The 16,397-nt window shown below is 70.5% G+C and carries 12 protein-coding genes; 7 read left to right on the top strand and 5 right to left on the bottom strand.

Annotated elements, in window-relative coordinates:
* Position 1 precedes the first annotated feature (1 nt).
* Positions 2-664, top strand: coding sequence for a hypothetical protein (locus MO1_RS09345; protein WP_036309627.1), 663 nt, complete (start codon positions 2-4; stop codon positions 662-664).
* Between the two features lie 12 nt (positions 665-676).
* On the opposite strand, the gene MO1_RS09340 is transcribed toward MO1_RS09345, so the two are convergent.
* From MO1_RS09340 to MO1_RS09320, 5 genes are read right to left on the bottom strand one after another with little or no spacing between them, the layout of a single operon-like run.
* A complete protein-coding gene (locus tag MO1_RS09340) occupies positions 677-2,362 on the bottom strand; it encodes a hypothetical protein (protein ID WP_060915874.1) in 1,686 nt (561 codons plus the stop codon).
* A gap of 12 nt (positions 2,363-2,374) precedes the next feature.
* Positions 2,375-5,434 carry an alpha-mannosidase gene (locus tag MO1_RS09335; RefSeq protein ID WP_060915873.1) on the bottom strand — a complete coding sequence of 1,020 codons (3,060 nt, stop codon included), beginning with the start codon at positions 5,432-5,434 and terminating at the stop codon, positions 2,375-2,377.
* A complete protein-coding gene (locus MO1_RS09330; RefSeq protein WP_036309633.1) occupies positions 5,434-6,327 on the bottom strand; it encodes a carbohydrate ABC transporter permease in 894 nt (297 codons plus the stop codon). The genes MO1_RS09335 and MO1_RS09330 overlap by 1 nt, the downstream gene beginning before the upstream one ends.
* Positions 6,321-7,271, bottom strand: a complete 951-nt coding sequence (locus MO1_RS09325) for a carbohydrate ABC transporter permease (protein ID WP_036309634.1) — start codon at positions 7,269-7,271, stop codon at positions 6,321-6,323. The genes MO1_RS09330 and MO1_RS09325 overlap by 7 nt, the downstream gene beginning before the upstream one ends.
* A 19-nt stretch (positions 7,272-7,290) precedes the next feature.
* Positions 7,291-8,556, bottom strand: coding sequence for an ABC transporter substrate-binding protein (locus MO1_RS09320; protein WP_036309636.1), 1,266 nt, complete (start codon positions 8,554-8,556; stop codon positions 7,291-7,293).
* 396 nt (positions 8,557-8,952) lie between these two features.
* Here MO1_RS09320 and MO1_RS09315 point away from each other — a divergent pair, with 396 nt between their 5' ends.
* Genes MO1_RS09315 through MO1_RS09290 form a run of 6 tightly spaced genes read left to right on the top strand, consistent with a single transcriptional unit; the run spans position 8,953 to position 16,301 of the window.
* Entirely contained in the window at positions 8,953-10,080 is a 1,128-nt protein-coding gene (locus tag MO1_RS09315) for a Gfo/Idh/MocA family protein (RefSeq protein ID WP_036309836.1), read from the top strand.
* 3 nt (positions 10,081-10,083) lie between these two features.
* Complete coding sequence (locus MO1_RS09310; RefSeq protein ID WP_060915872.1) at positions 10,084-11,286, top strand: dihydrodipicolinate synthase family protein; 1,203 nt, start codon at positions 10,084-10,086, stop codon at positions 11,284-11,286.
* Positions 11,283-12,155 carry a sugar phosphate isomerase/epimerase family protein gene (locus MO1_RS09305; protein ID WP_036309639.1) on the top strand — a complete coding sequence of 291 codons (873 nt, stop codon included), beginning with the start codon at positions 11,283-11,285 and terminating at the stop codon, positions 12,153-12,155. The genes MO1_RS09310 and MO1_RS09305 overlap by 4 nt, the downstream gene beginning before the upstream one ends.
* 45 nt (positions 12,156-12,200) lie before the next feature.
* Entirely contained in the window at positions 12,201-13,244 is a 1,044-nt protein-coding gene (locus MO1_RS09300; RefSeq protein ID WP_036309641.1) for a LacI family DNA-binding transcriptional regulator, read from the top strand.
* A complete protein-coding gene (locus MO1_RS09295; protein ID WP_060915871.1) occupies positions 13,241-14,347 on the top strand; it encodes a glycerate kinase in 1,107 nt (368 codons plus the stop codon). Before MO1_RS09300 ends, MO1_RS09295 begins: the two co-directional genes overlap by 4 nt.
* 13 nt (positions 14,348-14,360) lie before the next feature.
* On the top strand, positions 14,361-16,301 hold the full coding sequence (locus tag MO1_RS09290; RefSeq protein WP_060915870.1) for a DUF2264 domain-containing protein: 1,941 nt from the start codon (positions 14,361-14,363) through the stop codon (positions 16,299-16,301).
* Positions 16,302-16,397 lie beyond the last annotated feature (96 nt).

The following is a 16,397-nucleotide window of genomic DNA, read 5'->3' as shown; positions in this document are numbered from 1 at the left end:
CATGACGGGGACTCGAGCCGACCGCCGCGCGGAGCGCGCCGCCGTACGCGCGGACCGCTCCGGCAGCGGACCCGTGCTCGAAGAGCGACCGGCTGCGCGGTTCCCGGGTGCCGCGGCGAAGTTCGCGCTCTTCGGCGAAGTCCTGATGATCGGGCTGCTGGTCCTGCTCGTGGGCGTGGTCATCGTGACCCTGCCGGTGGCACTGGCGGCCGGCATCCGCCACCTGGGGCGCTACATCGCGGCGGAGGACTCCCGACTCGCGTTGTTCTGGCGTGATGTCCGCGCGGGGCTCGCCGGCGGCAGCCTGATCGGGCTCATCGCCGTCGTGATCGCCGCGGTGCTGGCGGTCGACATCATCCTCGCGCGGTCGGGGATGCTCCCCGGCGGTGTCGTCATCGAAGCCGTCGGGTGGACCGGGCTCGCCGCTCTCGCCGTCGGCCTGCTCATCGCGTCCGGAGCGTGGGACCCCCACTCCGGATGGCGCACGGCCGTCCGGCAGGTCCCGGCCATCGTTCGCGACGACGTGCGCGGACTCGTCTTCTACATCGCCGCCGTCGCGCTCGTCGTCATCCTGACGTGGATGCTGCCGCCCCTGCTGCCTGCCGCACTCGGATGCGCTGTGCTCGCCGTCGTGGCCGTGCCGCAGCGTCGCCACGGTCGCTGACGCTGCGAGAGGTCAGCTGACCCGGCGGATCCGGACCGTGGCGCGACCGGGCGTCGTGCCCGTGACGTAGAGGCGCGGACCGCCCAGGGCGTCCGTGCCGCCCAGGTAGTCGTAGTCCTCGCCGGGAAGGTAGGCGGCGGGGGCAGTCGAGCCCGTGCCGGGTCCGACCTCGATCGCATCGCCGCCGACCCGGTAGCGCCCCGAGCCGGACGTCAGGACGGCGGTGCCGTCGCCTCGCACATCGACGTCCTCGAACGTGCCGCCGTCGCGGAACGCGAACTCGAGGCTCCACGCGCAGATCGGTCCGTCGGTGTCGATCGTGAGCTCCACGCCGTCCTCGGAAGGCACGACATCGATGCGGGTGCGGAGCGGAACCTCGTCGCGCGGACGCTCGTCGAACGACATCGCGGCGGAGAAGCGCCCCTCGTCGACGACGCGGTAGTCACCGCCGGGGCGGCGACGCGCGGCATCCAGCGGCCCGAAGTAGGCGGGCGAGAGGTGCTCCTCGAGCACGATCCGCTCGTCCGCGATCGTCATCTCCTCGCTGCGGAACGGGCCGAGGCCGAAGAAGTGGCGCGACAGCCGGACGGAGTCGAGCACGGCGTCACCCGCGAACAGTCGGAGGAAGGTCGGGTTGGTCGCGAGACCCGACCGGATGCGCCTCGCGACGGAGTAGTCCGTGCCGCCGAAGACGGCGAGGGTGCGCTCGGGCGTGCGGTCGACGACGAGACCCGACACCGACCACGTGGTCCGGCTGCGATCGGCCGGTGCCTCGCCCGCCGGGAGCGTTTCGCGAAGCGCCGGGTGCAGCAGCATGTCGGCGAGGGCCGTCTGCGGGTCGATGACGGGGGCGGATGCCGCGGCCCGAGCCGCCCACACGAAGTCGCCACGACCCGTCTCGAGGGCGAGGCGGCGGAAGTGCAGCGCGTACGGCGCGAGGGGGAACTGCGGCTCGCGCTGGTCCTGGCGACGGGAGTGGACGGTCTCGAGCGAGCCGTCGGGGTGGATGAGCCCGAGCGTCGCCTCGAGGTTCCGCGCCACGATCTCGTGCAGCTCGGGCAGGTCGAGGACATCGCCGATGAGGAGGAGCGACGGGTTCGAGACGTAGACCGCGTAGTTCGCACTGCGCTCGGAGTAGAGACCGTCCGCGTCGATGTCGATGCCCTCAGCCAGCCACTCCCGCGCCCGCGCCTCGAGGCGGGGGTCGGGGCGGTGGCGGTGCAGCCGCATGAGCGCAGCGGTCAGCTCCCAGCGGTGGTTCGGGGTGTGCACGCCGCCCGCGAGCAGGGCTGGCGCGGCGCGGTCGGCGATACCGCCGAGCACCTCCGCGACGACGTCGAGACGCGCGTCGCCGGAGCGGCGGACGAGTTCGAGGATGTCGCCGACGTCATTGATCGTGAAGCCCGTGTCGGGCGGCGACTCGACGTTGTCGCCCCCGAGGAACAGGCCGGTCGGCGACTGCAACCCGCGGAGCACCTCCGCGTACGCCTCGGCGAGAGCGACGACGGTCGGGTCGTCCGCGAACGCCGACGCCGGCTCGAGGTACACCGCGACGAGGAGCTTCGCCCGGCGCATCGATTCGCGGTGCGGGCCGAGCGGGGCGGCCGACACATCGGTCGACGCGTACAGGAGCGCGGTGGCCGCGGCATCCGCCGCGGTGATCACATCGGTGACGAACGTGTCGGTTTCGGGGGTCATCGGTGCTCCGGATCAGGCAGAACGATCGTGCAGGCGGGCGCGCAGCGTGACGACCTCGAACGCGCGGAGGTCGAGGGCGACGCTGTGGTCGTCGTGCAGGAGTGCGGCGTCGTCCCGACCACGGCCGGGGGTCTCGACGAGGTCGCAGACCTCGAGCGACGCGACGGCGAGATCGACGCGCAGGATGCCGCGGGTGCGGGCCCCGCGCTGCTCGAACACGCGGACGATGAGATCGCCGCTGCCGTCGGCGGCGAGCTTGACCGCCGACACGACGATGCTCTCCGACGAGCTCGCCACGAGCGGTGCGACGGCCTCACCGCCGGTGACCTCGCGGAGCGGGGAACCGACGAGCGTGCCCCAGCGGGCGGCATCCGTCGTCGACTCCGCGGGAGCGAAGACCGAGGTGAACTCGTGCACGCCCTGGTCGGCGTCGGGGTCGGGGAACATCGGGGCCCGCAGCAGGGACTGACGGACGGTCGTGACGGTGCCGTGAGCGTCGGTCGTCCTCGTCGCATCGTGACCGTACATGCCGTCGTTCACGATCGCGGCGCCGGTGCCCGGCTCGGCGACATGCACCCACCGGTGCGCGCACACCTCGTAGCGGGCGGCATCCCATGACGTGTTGGTGTGGAGCGCGCGACGCACGTGACCGAACTGGGTCTCGTAGGCGGCGTCCTGTGCGTGCACGGCGACGGGGAACGCGAGCTTCAGCAAGCGGTGCCGCTCGTGCCAGTCGACCCGGGTGCGGATGCGGACAGCGCCGTCGGCCGGGTGGATGTCGATCCACTGCTCGACGGTGCCGTGGGGGAGCGGGTGCACGACGTGCACGACGCCGTCGTCGATGAGGGTCGCGGTGCCGCCGTCGACGTCGGTCGTCGCGAGGCGGTACGAGGCGTCGAGCTCCCACGCGTCCCACTTCGACGGGGCGTCGACGTGCAGCTGCAGCAGGCCGCCGCGGTGGCCGGCCGGGATCAGGTCGCATCCGGTGGCGAGGTCGACGACGCTCCGGAGGGTCCCGTCAGGACCGACCACGACGTCGAGGAGGTCGGAGCGCAGCCGGAAACCGCCCTCGACAGTCTCCGTCGAGACACGCGCGGGCTGCGGGGCGGGGCCCGCGCCGCCGGAGGCGATCGCGCCGACGGGAGCGGTGGCCGGGTTGAGCACGAGGCGTTCCGAGCCGTCGCCGACGAGGGCCGCGACGGCATCCGCGATGAGCACCTCGAGTCGCGCCGTCGTGGCGTCGTGGGAGCGCTCGGCCTCACGGTGCACCCAGGCGATCGCGCTGCCCGGGAGGATGTCGTGGAACTGCAGCAGCAGCACCTCGCGCCAGAGTTCGTCGAGTTCCGAAGCGGGATATGGGATGCCGCGGCGCACCGCCGCGGCCGCACTCCAGTGCTCCGCCTCGACGAGCAGGGCTTCGTTCCGCCGGTTGCCGCGCTTCGTGCGCATCTGCGACGTGAAGATGCCGCGGTGGAACTGCAGGTACATCTCACCCGACCAGACGGGCGGATCGACCGGCTCGTCGGCCGCCTCGAAGAAGAACTCCCGGGGCGTTCCGAAGGCGACCGTCGGCGACCCTTCGAGGTCGGCCTGCAGTCGCGCATCGGCCATCATCTCGCGGGTCGGTCCGCCGCCGCCGTCGCCGAAGCCGAACGGCATGAGCGAGCGCGTACTGCCGGCGTGATCGGCGAAGTTCCGAACGCTCCGAGCGAGCTCCGTCGGGCGCATGTCGCCGCTGTAGGTGTTGTTCGGCGGGAAGTGCGTGAAGATGCGCGACCCGTCGAGGCCCTCCCAGACGAAGGAGTGGTGGGGCATCGTGTCGATGTCGTTCCAGCACATCTTCTGGGTGAAGAACCACTCCAGCCCCGCGCCGCGGAGCAGCTGCGGGAGTCCGGCCGGGAAGCCGAACGAGTCGGGCAGCCAGCCGACGTCGCTGCGGGCGCCGAAGTGCTCCTCGAAGAAGCGGGTTCCTGCCAGCAGCTGACGCGCGAGCGATTCGCCGGAGGGCATGTTGACGTCGGATTCGACCCACATGTTGCCGACGGGGATGAAGCGGCCTTCCGCGACACGCTCCTTGATGCGCTCGAAGAGTTCGGGGTCGCTCCGGCGCACCCACTCGAAGTGCTGCGCCGAGGAGCTCACGAAGAGGGCGTCGGGGTCGCTCGCCATCAGTTCGAGCACGTTCGCGTACGTGCGGGTCACCTTCCGCACCGTCTCGCGGCTCGGCCACAGCCACGCCGAGTCGATGTGCGCGTGCCCCGTCGCGGTGATGCGATGAGCGGATACCGTGGCGGGCGCCGCGAGCAGCGGTGCGAGGATGCTGCGGGCTGCCGCAGCGCCGCCGGCGGGGGAGTCGGGGTCGATCGCATACAGCGCGCGCTCGAGGCCGTCGAGGATCCGCGCGCGGCGCGGGTCGGAGTCGACGAGTTCGCGCGCGAGGCCCACGAGGACGATGACCTCGCGGCGGAGGCGTTCCACGGTCTCGTCGACGAGGCGCACCTCCATCCGGCCCAGGCGGTACAGCGGATCGGCGCCTGCGGTCGCCGGGTCGCCCAGCGGGGTGGGTGCGAAGGCGAGAGGGCTCTTGAAGTCGTCCCCGCCGGACACGTCGGGGTTCGCCGCCGCTTCGACCGTGAACGAGACCCGTTCACCGGGCCCGCTCGTCACAGGGACGTGATGGTTCCGCGGCTCGAGACCTTTGACGACACTGCCGGCGGGAGTCCGGACGAGTCCCTCGCACTGGAAGCCGGGCTTGGCCTGCGAGAAACCGAGATCGAGCGAGAGCTCGATCCGGCCCTCGCGGCCTGCCCAGGCCGAGGGGATCTCCCCCTCGACGGTGAACCACGTCGTGCCCCACGCCCGCCCCCACCGGTGGCCGGGGTCGACGGGAGCGAACGCGGCGCTCTGCCGCATCCGTTCCACCGACACCGGCTCGCCTGGCAGGTCACCCTCATCGGGTACCTGCCAGGCGGAGACCTGGAGGGGCGTGCGGTCCGCGACGACGGCCTGATCGAGGTACTCCCCGATGAAGCGGTCGACGCGTTCCAGGACGAGGTGGTCCCGAGAGTGCATCAGTCCTTGAGTCCTGCGTTGATGTTCGACGAGGTCACGTACTTCTGGAAGACCAAGTACAGCGCGACCAGCGGGATCATCGACAGCACGGATGCCGACAGCAGGATCGTCCACTCGATGTTCTCGGCTCCGACGAGAGCACGCAGTGCGATCTGCAGCGTGAACTGATCGGGGTCGCCCAGGATGATGAGCGGGAAGATGTAGTCGTTCCAGCGCCACTGGAAGGACATGATCGCCAGCGTCAGCGCGATGGGCCGGGCCAGCGGCAGCATGATCCGGAAGAAGATGCCGTACTCGCTCGCGCCGTCGATGCGTGCCGCCTGCATGAGCTCATCCGGAACCGAGATGAAGAACTGGCGGAACATGAAGACGCCGGTGGGGGTGACGATCGAGGGGATGATCACACCGGCGAGCTGGTTGTAGAGCCCGAGGTCGCGGATGACGACGAACATGGGGTTGAGGATGACCTCGCCCGGCAGCATCGTCATCGAGAGGATGAAGAGTCCGAGGACGCTGAGCCAGGGGTTCTTGTACTTCGCCAACGCGTAGCCGGTCGTGGCGCAGAGGAAGACGGTGAACACCGTCGACACCGTCGCGACGATCGCCGTGTTCAGGAAGTAGCGCGCAAAGTCGATGCGATCGAGCGCCGCCGAGTAGCCGTCGAGCGTCCATTCCTTCGGAAAGAAGGACAGCGGATAGCTGAAGAGCTCACTGCCCGGCTTGAACGAGGAGAGGAGGAACCAGGCCAGGGGGAACAGCATCAGGAGCGCGAGCACCCAGAGCATCGTGGTCGGCAGGACCGCGCGGCGCCGGAGGTTCTTGTTTCGACGGCGGCGCTCGAAACGCTCCGTCTGCTTCTCGTCGGGGACGGTGATGGCGTAGGTGGTCACCATGAGTTGTTGCTCCTCCGGCTGATGCGCAGCTGGATGATCGCGATGATCATGAGGATCACCAGGAGGACCATCGACGCCGCACTGGCGTAGCCGATCTCGGACTGCTTGAAGCCGGTCTCGTAGATGTACTGGACGACCAGCCGATTCTGTGTGCCGGGGCCACCGCCGTTGAGCGACTGGATGAGCGCGAACTCCTTCATATGCCCGAGTGTCGACAGCAGGATCACGAGCACGGAGGTGGGCGCGATGGACGGCAGCGTGATGCTGCGGAACCGCTGCCAGCCGTTGGCGCCGTCGAGCTCAGCCGCCTCGTAGTAGGACTGCGGGACGTTGTTCAGCGCGGCCACGAACAGCAGCATGTTGAACGCTGCGCCACCCCACGACGACGCCACGATGACGACGAAGAGCGACAGGTCGGCGTTCGACGACCAGGGCAGGCGCTCGCCGCCGAGCATCCCGATCACGAAGTTCACGAAGCCGAAGCTCTCGCCGAACATCCACCGCCAGATGACACCGGTGACGATGGGGGAGACGAGCCACGGCAGGAAGAAGATGATGCGCGCTGCGGTCTTGCCCTTGGCGTGCGTCGCGTTGATCGCGACCGCCATGCCGAGGGAGAGGGCGTAACTCAGCGGGACAGAGAACAGGGCGAAGACGAAGGTGCGGGCAAGGGCCCCGTAGAAGCTCGGGTCGCCGAAGAGCTTGGTGTAGTTGTCGAGGCCGACGAAGTTGGCGTCGCCCCAGCCGCGGAAGTCCGTCAGCGAGTACGACAGCCCGAGGACGCCCGGCCACAGGAAGAACAGGGCGAAGAGGGCGGCCGTGACGATGGTGAACAGGAACGGCGCCATCCGGTACCGGCCGAAGGCGCGCTTGCGGCGGCGGGAGGGCGCGCCGGGCGCCCCCGCCGCGGGGGCGGAGGCGTCCGGCGTGATTGTTGCAGTCATGCGAGGTTCCCCTAGGGAGTCACTTCATCTGTTCGGTGGAGATCGTGTTGATCGCCGTGACGGTCTGCTCGAGCGTCTGCTCGCCGTTGAGGTACTTGACCGTCTCGTCCTTCAGCGGCTCGCTGTCGATCGCGAGACCGGTGTAGCTGTTCTTCAGGCCGTCGACGGTCTGGCGAGCAGCGATCTCGGGGGATGCGGCGATCTCACCGTTGTAGAGGTCGAAGGCGTACGCGTCGTCCTTGTAGGTGATGTCGACGTCCTCGACGGCGGGGAGGCAGCCCGAGATCTCGCAGTATTCCTTGTAGTTCTCCGGCTGGTACATCCACTTCACGAAGTCGAGAGTCTGCTTCTCGACGCCCGTGCCGTCGTAGGCGACGATCCAGGAGGCGGCACCGTAGTTGGTCGAGCGGACGGGCTGCTGCGGCAGCGGCACCGAGATCCAGTCGAAGTCCTTGATGTTGGCCTGGAAGTCGGCGATCTGCCAGACGCCTGACATGTAGCCGGCGACGCGGCCGCTCTTGAAGGTCGCGCTGGGGTCGTCACCGGCGGCCCAGACGGCCTTCGGCATGAACCCGTCGTCATTCAGCTTCTTGAAGTACTCGAGAGCCTTCGCGCCCTCGGAGTCCAGCGCCCAGGTGCCGTCGGACTGCTCGGTGACACCCTTGCTGCCGAACTCGAACATGAACGCGCGGAGGCGGTGTGCCGAGCTGTCGACGACGGCGCCGAACTCGGCATCCGTCTTGTCGACGACCTCGGTGGCCTTCTGGACGTACTCGTCCCAGGTCCACTTCTGGTCGAGCGAGGTCGGGTACTCGACGCCGGCCTCGTCCCAGAGGGTCTTGTTGAGGAACATGCCGACGCCGGTGAGGGTGGTCGGGAGCGCCTTGACCTTGCCGTCCTCAGGGTCCTCGACGCGCAGCGCGGGGACGATCTTGGCGTCCGCGGCGATGTCGGTGAGGTCGAGCATGCGGTCGGTCCACGCGGGGTCGGCGTCGGGAGCGGCGGCGAGCGCGGGGAGGTCGTTGGCCTGCGAAGCGGTGCGGAGGCGGGTGCGGAGGTCGTCGCTCGGGACCTCGACGACCTTGACCTTGACGCCGGTCTCCTTCTCGTACTTCTTGGCGAGCATCGCGTAGCCGCCACCCTGGGCTGCGTCGCCGGACTGGACGAATTCGAGGGTGACGTCGTCGCCCCCACCGCCCCCCGACGAGGAGCAGCCGGCGAGCACGAGTGCGCCCACTGCCGCGGCGATGATGGTGGCGGATCGGATGGTGCGGGAACTCTTCACTGCTTCTCCTTCGCGTGCGCTCTTCGGTGAGCGCGGGTGGGTCATGGGCCGTCCGAACGGGATTTGTCGGCATGTCATGACAAGGGGTGCTCATAAGGTAACCGTGGAGCCCCCCGACGGCAAGCGCTTACCGGTGTCGGGTATGTAACGTCTTTGCGACAACGCCGGTATCCATCCTCTCCCGGGGGTCCTCGATCGCACGAATGGCGGGGTTGTTGCGTATTCCCAAGACCGATGTCACACTGGGGGAAAGCGCTTACCCATCGTCGGTAGAAGACCGTGCCGACATCGCACGCGAAGAACAGACAGGAACACACCGTGTCAGAGACGACCATCACCGCCCCCGCCTCGGAGGCCGCAGCTGTCGCCCCCGCCGTCCGCGAGATCGGCATCATCATGAACGGCGTCTCGGGCCGCATGGGGTACCGCCAGCACCTCGTGCGCTCCATCCTCGCGATCCGTGAGCAGGGCGGGATCGAACTGCCCGACGGCTCGAAGGTCACCGTCAAGCCGCTCCTCGTGGGTCGTAGTGAGGCGAAGCTCGCCGAGCTCGCCGCGAAGCACGGCATCGAGGACTACACGACCGACCTGGATGCCGCCCTCGCCGACCCGCGCTGGGAGATCTACGCCGACTTCCTGGTCACGAAGGCCCGCGCGACGGCTCTCCGGAAGGCGATCGCCGCCGGCAAGACCATCTACACCGAGAAGCCGACCGCCGAGTCGCTCGAGGAGGCTCTGGAGCTCGCGAAGCTCGCCGCCGACGCCGGCGTCAAGACGGGCGTCGTTCACGACAAGCTCTACCTCCCCGGCCTCCAGAAGCTGAAGCGCCTCATCGACTCGGGCTTCTTCGGCCGCATCCTGTCGGTCCGCGGCGAGTTCGGCTACTGGGTCTTCGAGGGTGACTGGCAGCCCGCGCAGCGTCCCTCCTGGAACTACCGCGCCGAGGACGGCGGCGGCATCATCGTCGACATGTTCCCGCACTGGAACTACGTGCTCGAGAACCTCTTCGGCAAGGTCGACTCCGTCTACGCGCAGGCGGCCGTGCACATCGCGGACCGCTGGGACGAGAACGGCGAGCACTACACCGCCACCGCCGAGGACGCCGCTTACGGCGTGTTCGAGCTCGAGGGCGGCGTCGTCGCCCAGATCAACTCGTCGTGGACCGTTCGCGTGAACCGCGACGAACTCGTCGAGTTCCACGTCGACGGCACGCACGGTTCCGCCGTCGTGGGCCTGTTCGGCGCCAAGATCCAGCCGCGGAACGCGACGCCGAAGCCGGTGTGGAACCCCGACCTCGAGGACACCCACGACTACGACGCCGACTGGCAGAGCATCCCCGTCAACGACGTGTTCATGAACGGCTTCCGCCAGCAGTGGGAGGAGTTCCTGATCTCCTACGTAGAGGGCACCGACTACGAGTTCGACCTCCTCGCCGGCGCTCGCGGCGTGCAGCTCGCCGAGGCGGGCCTCCGCTCCAGCCGCGAGGGCCGCAAGATCGAGCTCGACGCGCTGTCGCTGGACTGATCGATGACCGACCTCACCCTGCTCTCGGGCGACGGAGCCCTCCGCCGCGTGCCGCTCGTCGACACCTCGGGCTATACCCGCCCCGAGGGACCGCTTCGCAGCCGTGTCGCCTACGCGGCCGCCCACGTCGTGCCGAAGACGCACGCCGACAACACCCCCGGCCAGCCGGCCGACATCGACTGGGATGCGACCCTCGCGTTCCGCCGCAACGTGTACTCCTGGGGTCTCGGCGTCGCCGATGCCATGGACACCGCGCAGCGGAACATGGGGCTGGATGCCGCGGCCACCCGCGAGCTGATCTCCCGCTCCGCGGAGGTTGCCCGCGAAGAGGGCGGCTCCGTCGTCGTCGGTGTGAACACCGATCACGTCGAGGAGGAGCGGATCACGCTCGACGAGGTCATCTCGGCCTACCTCGAGCAGCTCCACTTCACCGAGGAGCAGGGGGCGGGGCCGGTCCTCATGGCCTCGCGCCACCTCGCCCGTGTCGCCGAGAGCGCCGACGACTATCGCCGCGTCTACGACGCCGTGCTGTCGCGGGCGACGGCGCCGGTCGTGCTGCACTGGCTCGGGACCGCTTTCGACCCGCAGCTCGCGGGATACTTCGGCGCCCCCGACTGGCAGAGCGCCTCCGCGGTGCTGCTCGAGATCATCGAGGCGAACGCCGACAAGATCGCGGGCGTCAAGATGAGCCTCCTCGACGCCTCCTCCGAGGTCTCGGTGCGCGAGCGTCTGCCGGAATCGGTGCGGATGTTCACGGGAGACGACTTCAACTACGTCGGCCTCATCGGCGGTGCGGACGTGCCCGACGCGCCGCAGCCGCGGCGAGACCCGGCATCCGCTCGGCAGCACTCCGACGCGCTGCTCGGCGCGTTCGCCGCGCTGACGCCCGTGGCCTCGGCCGCGATCCAGGCGCTCGACGCGGGCGACCCGGCGCGGTACCTCGAGGTGCTCGCGCCGACCGAGGAGCTCTCGCGCCAGGTGTTCGCCGCGCCCACCTTCTATTACAAGACGGGTGTCGCGTTCCTCGCGTGGCTCAACGGGCACCAGCCCGCGTTCCAGATGGTCGGGGGGCTGCACTCCGCGCGGAGCCTGTCGCACCTGTCCCGAATCGTCGAACTCGCGAACGACGCGAAGGCCTTCGAGCGGCCCGAGCTCGCTGCGGAACGCTGGAACGGGATGCTGCGCCTGAACGGTCTCGACGCGTGAGCGCCGTCGACCCGCGCCTGTCGATCAATCAGGGGACCATCAAGTACGCCGACCTCGCGACCGCGCTCCGCGTGACCGTCGAGGCGGGCGTGCCGTCCATCGGCCTGTGGCGCGAGCCCGTGCAGGAGGTCGGACTCGCGACGGCCGCGTCGATGCTGACCGATTCGGGGCTCCGGTTCTCGACGCACTGCCGCTCGGGTTTCTTCACGATGCCCGAGGGGCCGGCGCGACGCGCGTCCATCGACGACAACCTCGTCGCCATCGACGAGGCCGCGACCCTCGCCGCCGCCGGTGCGCCGGGTTCGGCGGCTGTACTCGTGCTCGTCGCGGGCGGACTCCCCGAGGGCTCCCGCGACCTGGTGGGTGCGCGCGAGCGGGTGCGCGATGCGCTCGGCGAACTCGCGCCGCACGCCGCTGCCGCGGGCGTGACGCTGGCGATCGAGCCGCTGCATCCGATGTACGCGACCGACCGATGCGTCGTTTCGACCCTCGGGCAGGCGCTCGACATCGCGGCCGACTTCGACCCGTCGGTCGTGGGCGCCGCCGTCGACACGTTCCACATCTTCTGGGACCCCGACGTGCTCGACTCGATCGAGCGCGCGGGGCGAGAGGGCCGCATCGCGACGTATCAGGTATGCGACTGGAGGACGCCGCTTCCCGCGGACGTCCTCTTGGGACGCCACTACCCGGGCGACGGCGTCATCGACCTGGCGGGCCTCACGCGCGCTGTCGTCGACACCGGCTACACCGGTGACGTCGAGGTCGAGATCTTCAACGCCGATGTGTGGGCGACCGACCCGCTCGAGGCGGTGCGTCGGACGGCCGAGAGGTTCGCGGCATCCGTGTCACCGGCTCTCGCAGGTCGATGACGCTCCTCCCGGATCGCCTGAAGAGCCGCCCGTAGACTGCGCACCATGACCGACCGCACCCTGCGTCGACCCGCCGCCCACAGCGCGGTCACCCTCGACGACGTCGCACGTGAGGCGGGCGTGTCGCTCGCAACTGCCTCGCGCGCCCTCAACGGCTCGACCCGCAAGGTCGCCGACTCCTACCGGGAGCGGGTCGAGGAGGCAGCGGCGCGACTCGGGTACACCGCGAACCTGTCAGCGCAGGCCACGGCGCGGGGGACGTCGGCGATCATCGCGTTGCTCGTCGCCGACATCGCCGACCCGTACTTCGGGCTCATCGCTTCGGGCGTCGCCCGGGGGGCGGATGAGGCGGGTCTCGTCGTCACGGTGGCGATCACCGAACGCGACCCCGAGCGCGAGGTCCGACTCGTCCGGGCGCTCCGCGGACAGCGTCCGCGCGGGCTCATCCTGGCAGCGTCACGGACCACGTCGGGCCCCGACCCCGACCTCACGCGCGAGCTCGACCTGCTCGGCGCGATGGGTGGTCAGGTCGTGGCGCTCGGTCCCGGTGCCGGTGGGGTGCGCTCGCTCATCCTCGACAACCGCCGCGGCGCCGAGGCGCTCGGGCGAGCGCTCGTGGAGCGCGGCTACCGCGAGTCCGTCGTCCTGGCCGCAGAGGAGGGAACCGCAACGAGCGACACGCGCCTCGAGGGGTTCTCCGCGGGATTCACCGGCGCGGGCGGCGCCGAGCCGCGGGTCTATCGGGGCGGGTTCACGCGTGAGGCGGGATACGAGACGATGACGCGAGCTCTGGAGGACGGTGTCGAGCCCGGGACGGTCGTCTTCGGCATCAGCGACGTCGTCGCGATCGGAGCGCTCACCGCGATCCGGGCCGCCGGTCGCGCAGCGGGCGACGACATCGCGCTCGCCGGCTTCGACGACATCCCCACCGGACGCGATGTGACGCCGGCCCTCACGACCGTGCGGGTCCCGCTCGAGGAGGTCGGCTACCAGGCCTTCCGAGCCGCGACCGATGCCGAGTGGGAGGCGCACCCCGACGACCTGACGCTCGAGGTACTGCTGCGCGAAAGCACCCCGCCGCGCGCATGAGCGTCGTCGTCGCCCTCGACAGCTTCAAGGGCTCCCTCCCCGCTGCCGCCGCGTCGGCGGCGTTCGCCGACGGTTGGCGCGAGGTCGACCCGGCCGCGAAGCTGATCCTCCGTCCCATGGCGGACGGCGGGGAGGGCACTCTCGACGCGTTCGCCGCCGCGGTTCCGGGGGCAGAGCGGCGACCGGTTCGCGTCCGCGGCCCGCGTGGCACCCTCGTCGACGCGGAGTGGCTGCTGCTCCCGGACGGCACCGGCGTCGTCGAGCTCGCCTCGACCAGCGGCATCGAACTGCTCGGTGAGGACAGGCTGCCGTGGGACGCCGACACGACGGGCTTCGGGCAGGCGATCGCCGCCGCCCTCGATGCAGGGGTGTCGCGGCTCGTCCTCGGGATCGGATCCTCGGCATCCACCGACGGCGGCAGCGGGATGCTGCGGGCTCTCGGTGCGCGGATGGTCGACGCCGACGGGTGCGACGTTCCCGCCGGAGCCCGCGGGCTCGCGGCCGTGTCGGCCATCGACCTCACGCGTCTGCGGGCGCTTCCGGTGGGCGGCGTGACGGTGCTCAGCGACGTCACCAATCCGCTCACCGGGCCGTCGGGGGCGGCGGCCGTGTTCGGACCGCAGAAGGGCCTGACCTCAGCGGACATCGTCGTGGTCGATGGCGTACTCGAGCGCTACGCCGCCTGCATCGCCCGCCACGTCGACGGCGTCGATCCGCTCCTTGCCGGTGCGGGGGCGGCCGGAGGGTCGGGCTTCGCCCTCGCCGCGTGGGGTGCCAAGCTGGTGCGCGGAGCGGAGCGAGTCGCCGACCTGGTCGACCTGGCCGGCGCGGTGGCTGCGGCATCCCTCGTCGTCACGGGCGAAGGCTCGTTCGACGGGCAGTCAGCGGCGGGCAAGGTGCCCGCGTTCGTGCACGGTCTCGCCGCGGGGTGGGGCGTGCCGGTCGCGGTGGTCGCCGGTCGGATCGGGACGGATGCCGATACGTCCGGGTTCGCGCACGCGGTGTCGCTGACCGAGCTCGCCGGCAGCGCGGAAGCGTCGATGGCTGACCCCGTGCGCTGGCTGCAGGACGCCGGGCGGAGTCTCGCGCGCCACGGGGCCTGACGGAGGAGCCACGATGGCAGTCGAGGGTCCGCCGTCGCGGGAGTGGGGCCGAGCCGATTGGGTCGCGCACGCGGACACACTCCTGGGAGCGGCGATGCGGCACGCGTCGCCCGGCGGCGGGCGCATCCTCTTCCCCGGCGCCGAAGGCGGGTACGGCCGCGATGTCGACGGGCTGGAGGGGTTCGCGCGCACACTGCTGCTCGCGGGGTTCCGCATCGCGGGCGAGCGCGGGCTCGGCGTCGACGAGGTGATCGCCTTCGTCCGACGCGGGATCACGACCGGGGTCGACCCGAGCGCGCCCGACCGGTGGGTCCGCCCGGACGAGCACGGCCAGGCGAAGGTCGAAGCGGCATCCATCGCCCTCGTCCTCGACCTCACCCGTCCGTGGGTGTGGCAGGCTCTCGACCCGGTGACGCGGCAGCGGGCGATCGACTGGTTCGCGCCCGTGGTGGGCGACGACACGTATCCGCGGACGAACTGGGTCTGGTTCCGGATCGTGGTCGAGACGTTCCTGCGGTCGGTCGGCGGTCCGTGGTCGGCGGACGACATCGCGGCCGACCTCGCGTGCCACGACTCGTTCGTGCGCGAGGGCGGCTGGCTCTCCGACGGGGAGGAACGCTCGTACGACCATTACGTCGGATGGGCGCTGCACGTGTATCCCGTCCTGTGGTCGCGGATGTCAGGGGCCGCCGATCTCGCGGGCGGCCGGACGACGGGCGACATCGCGCGGCTGGACCGGTTCCTCGACGACGCGCTCGCGCTGGTCGGGGGCGACGGGTCGCCGCTCATCCAGGGTCGGAGCCTGATCTACCGGTTCGCGGCGGCGGCCGTCTTCTGGATCGGCGTGATTGCGGAGACCCCGTCCCACTCGGCCGGTCGACTCCGGCATGCGGCGGAGAAGATCGTGCGGCACTTCGCCGAGCGAGGGGCGCCCGACGCGGACGGGCTGCTCACGATGGGGTGGCACGGCGAGTGGCGCGCTCTTGCGCAGTCCTACTCCGGTCCGGGGTCGCCGTACTGGGCGGTGAAGGGGCTGATGGGGATCATGCTCCCCGCCGACCATCCGGTGTGGAGCGCGCCCCGTGAGCCGGTGCCGGTCGAGACGGGCGACGTGTTGCGCGCGGTGACGTCGCCGGGGTGGATCGTCTCGGGTACCGCCGACGACGGCATCGTCCGCGTCATCAATCACGGGACCGATCACTCGGCGCCGGGAGCGGTCTCGACCGACTCGCCGCTCTACGCGCGCATCGGGTACTCGACAGCCACGGCGCCGCTCCTGGACGCCCGCGCTTGGCTCGAGCCGCTCGAGCAGTCGGTCGTGCTGCGAGACGCCTCTGGGCGCATCACGCACCGGAGCGGGATGCACCTACTCGGCGTGCGCGTCGACGACGGGCCGTCGTGCCGGGTCGGGGTGGCGTCGGCGGTCTGGGACGCGCACGGCATCGAGCCCCAGCAGACGACCCATGCGCACGGATCCGGCTTCTCGGGGGCCGCGCGGTACGCCGGTCGCCTCCGGGTGGACTCGCTGGTGCGCGGCAGTCTCGAGATCCGGCTCATCCGCGTGACAGACATCGCGGCCGGCGTGGGCGAGCTCCGCCTCCGAGTCGGGGGCTGGCCGGTGGCCGGCAGCGATCCGCGGGTGCGGGTGTCCGGGGGGACGGCCGAGGTCGCGTCGGAGGGGCTGACGAGCGGCGTCCGTTCATTGAGCGGGGGCACGGCCCAGGTGGTGCGGCGAGAGGATGCCAGTCCGCTCGGCGCCAGCGCACTCGTTCCCGTCCTCGAGGTCGACGCTCTCGTTGACGATGTCGTAGCTGTGGCGGTGGAACTGCGCGGTGCCGGCGCTCCCGTGCGGACCGAGGTGATGGTGACTTTCGAGGCCGACGATGTCGCGATCACCTGGCCCGATGGCTGCCGGTCTCGGACGGCACTCCTCCCTCTCACAGCGCACTCATAGCATCCCCCTCCGGGTCGTCACAAGCCCGAGACCAAGGTGCACGCGCCTCCCTAATGTCGCCCTCACGGCCGAAAAAGATCCGATCCGGCCGTCGTA

This window comes from Microbacterium oleivorans NBRC 103075, assembly GCF_001552475.1.
Taxonomy (GTDB): Bacteria; Actinomycetota; Actinomycetes; order Actinomycetales; family Microbacteriaceae; genus Microbacterium; species Microbacterium oleivorans.
Note: the sequence above shows the minus strand (reverse complement) of the source record. Positions and strands in the feature narration are given on the sequence as shown.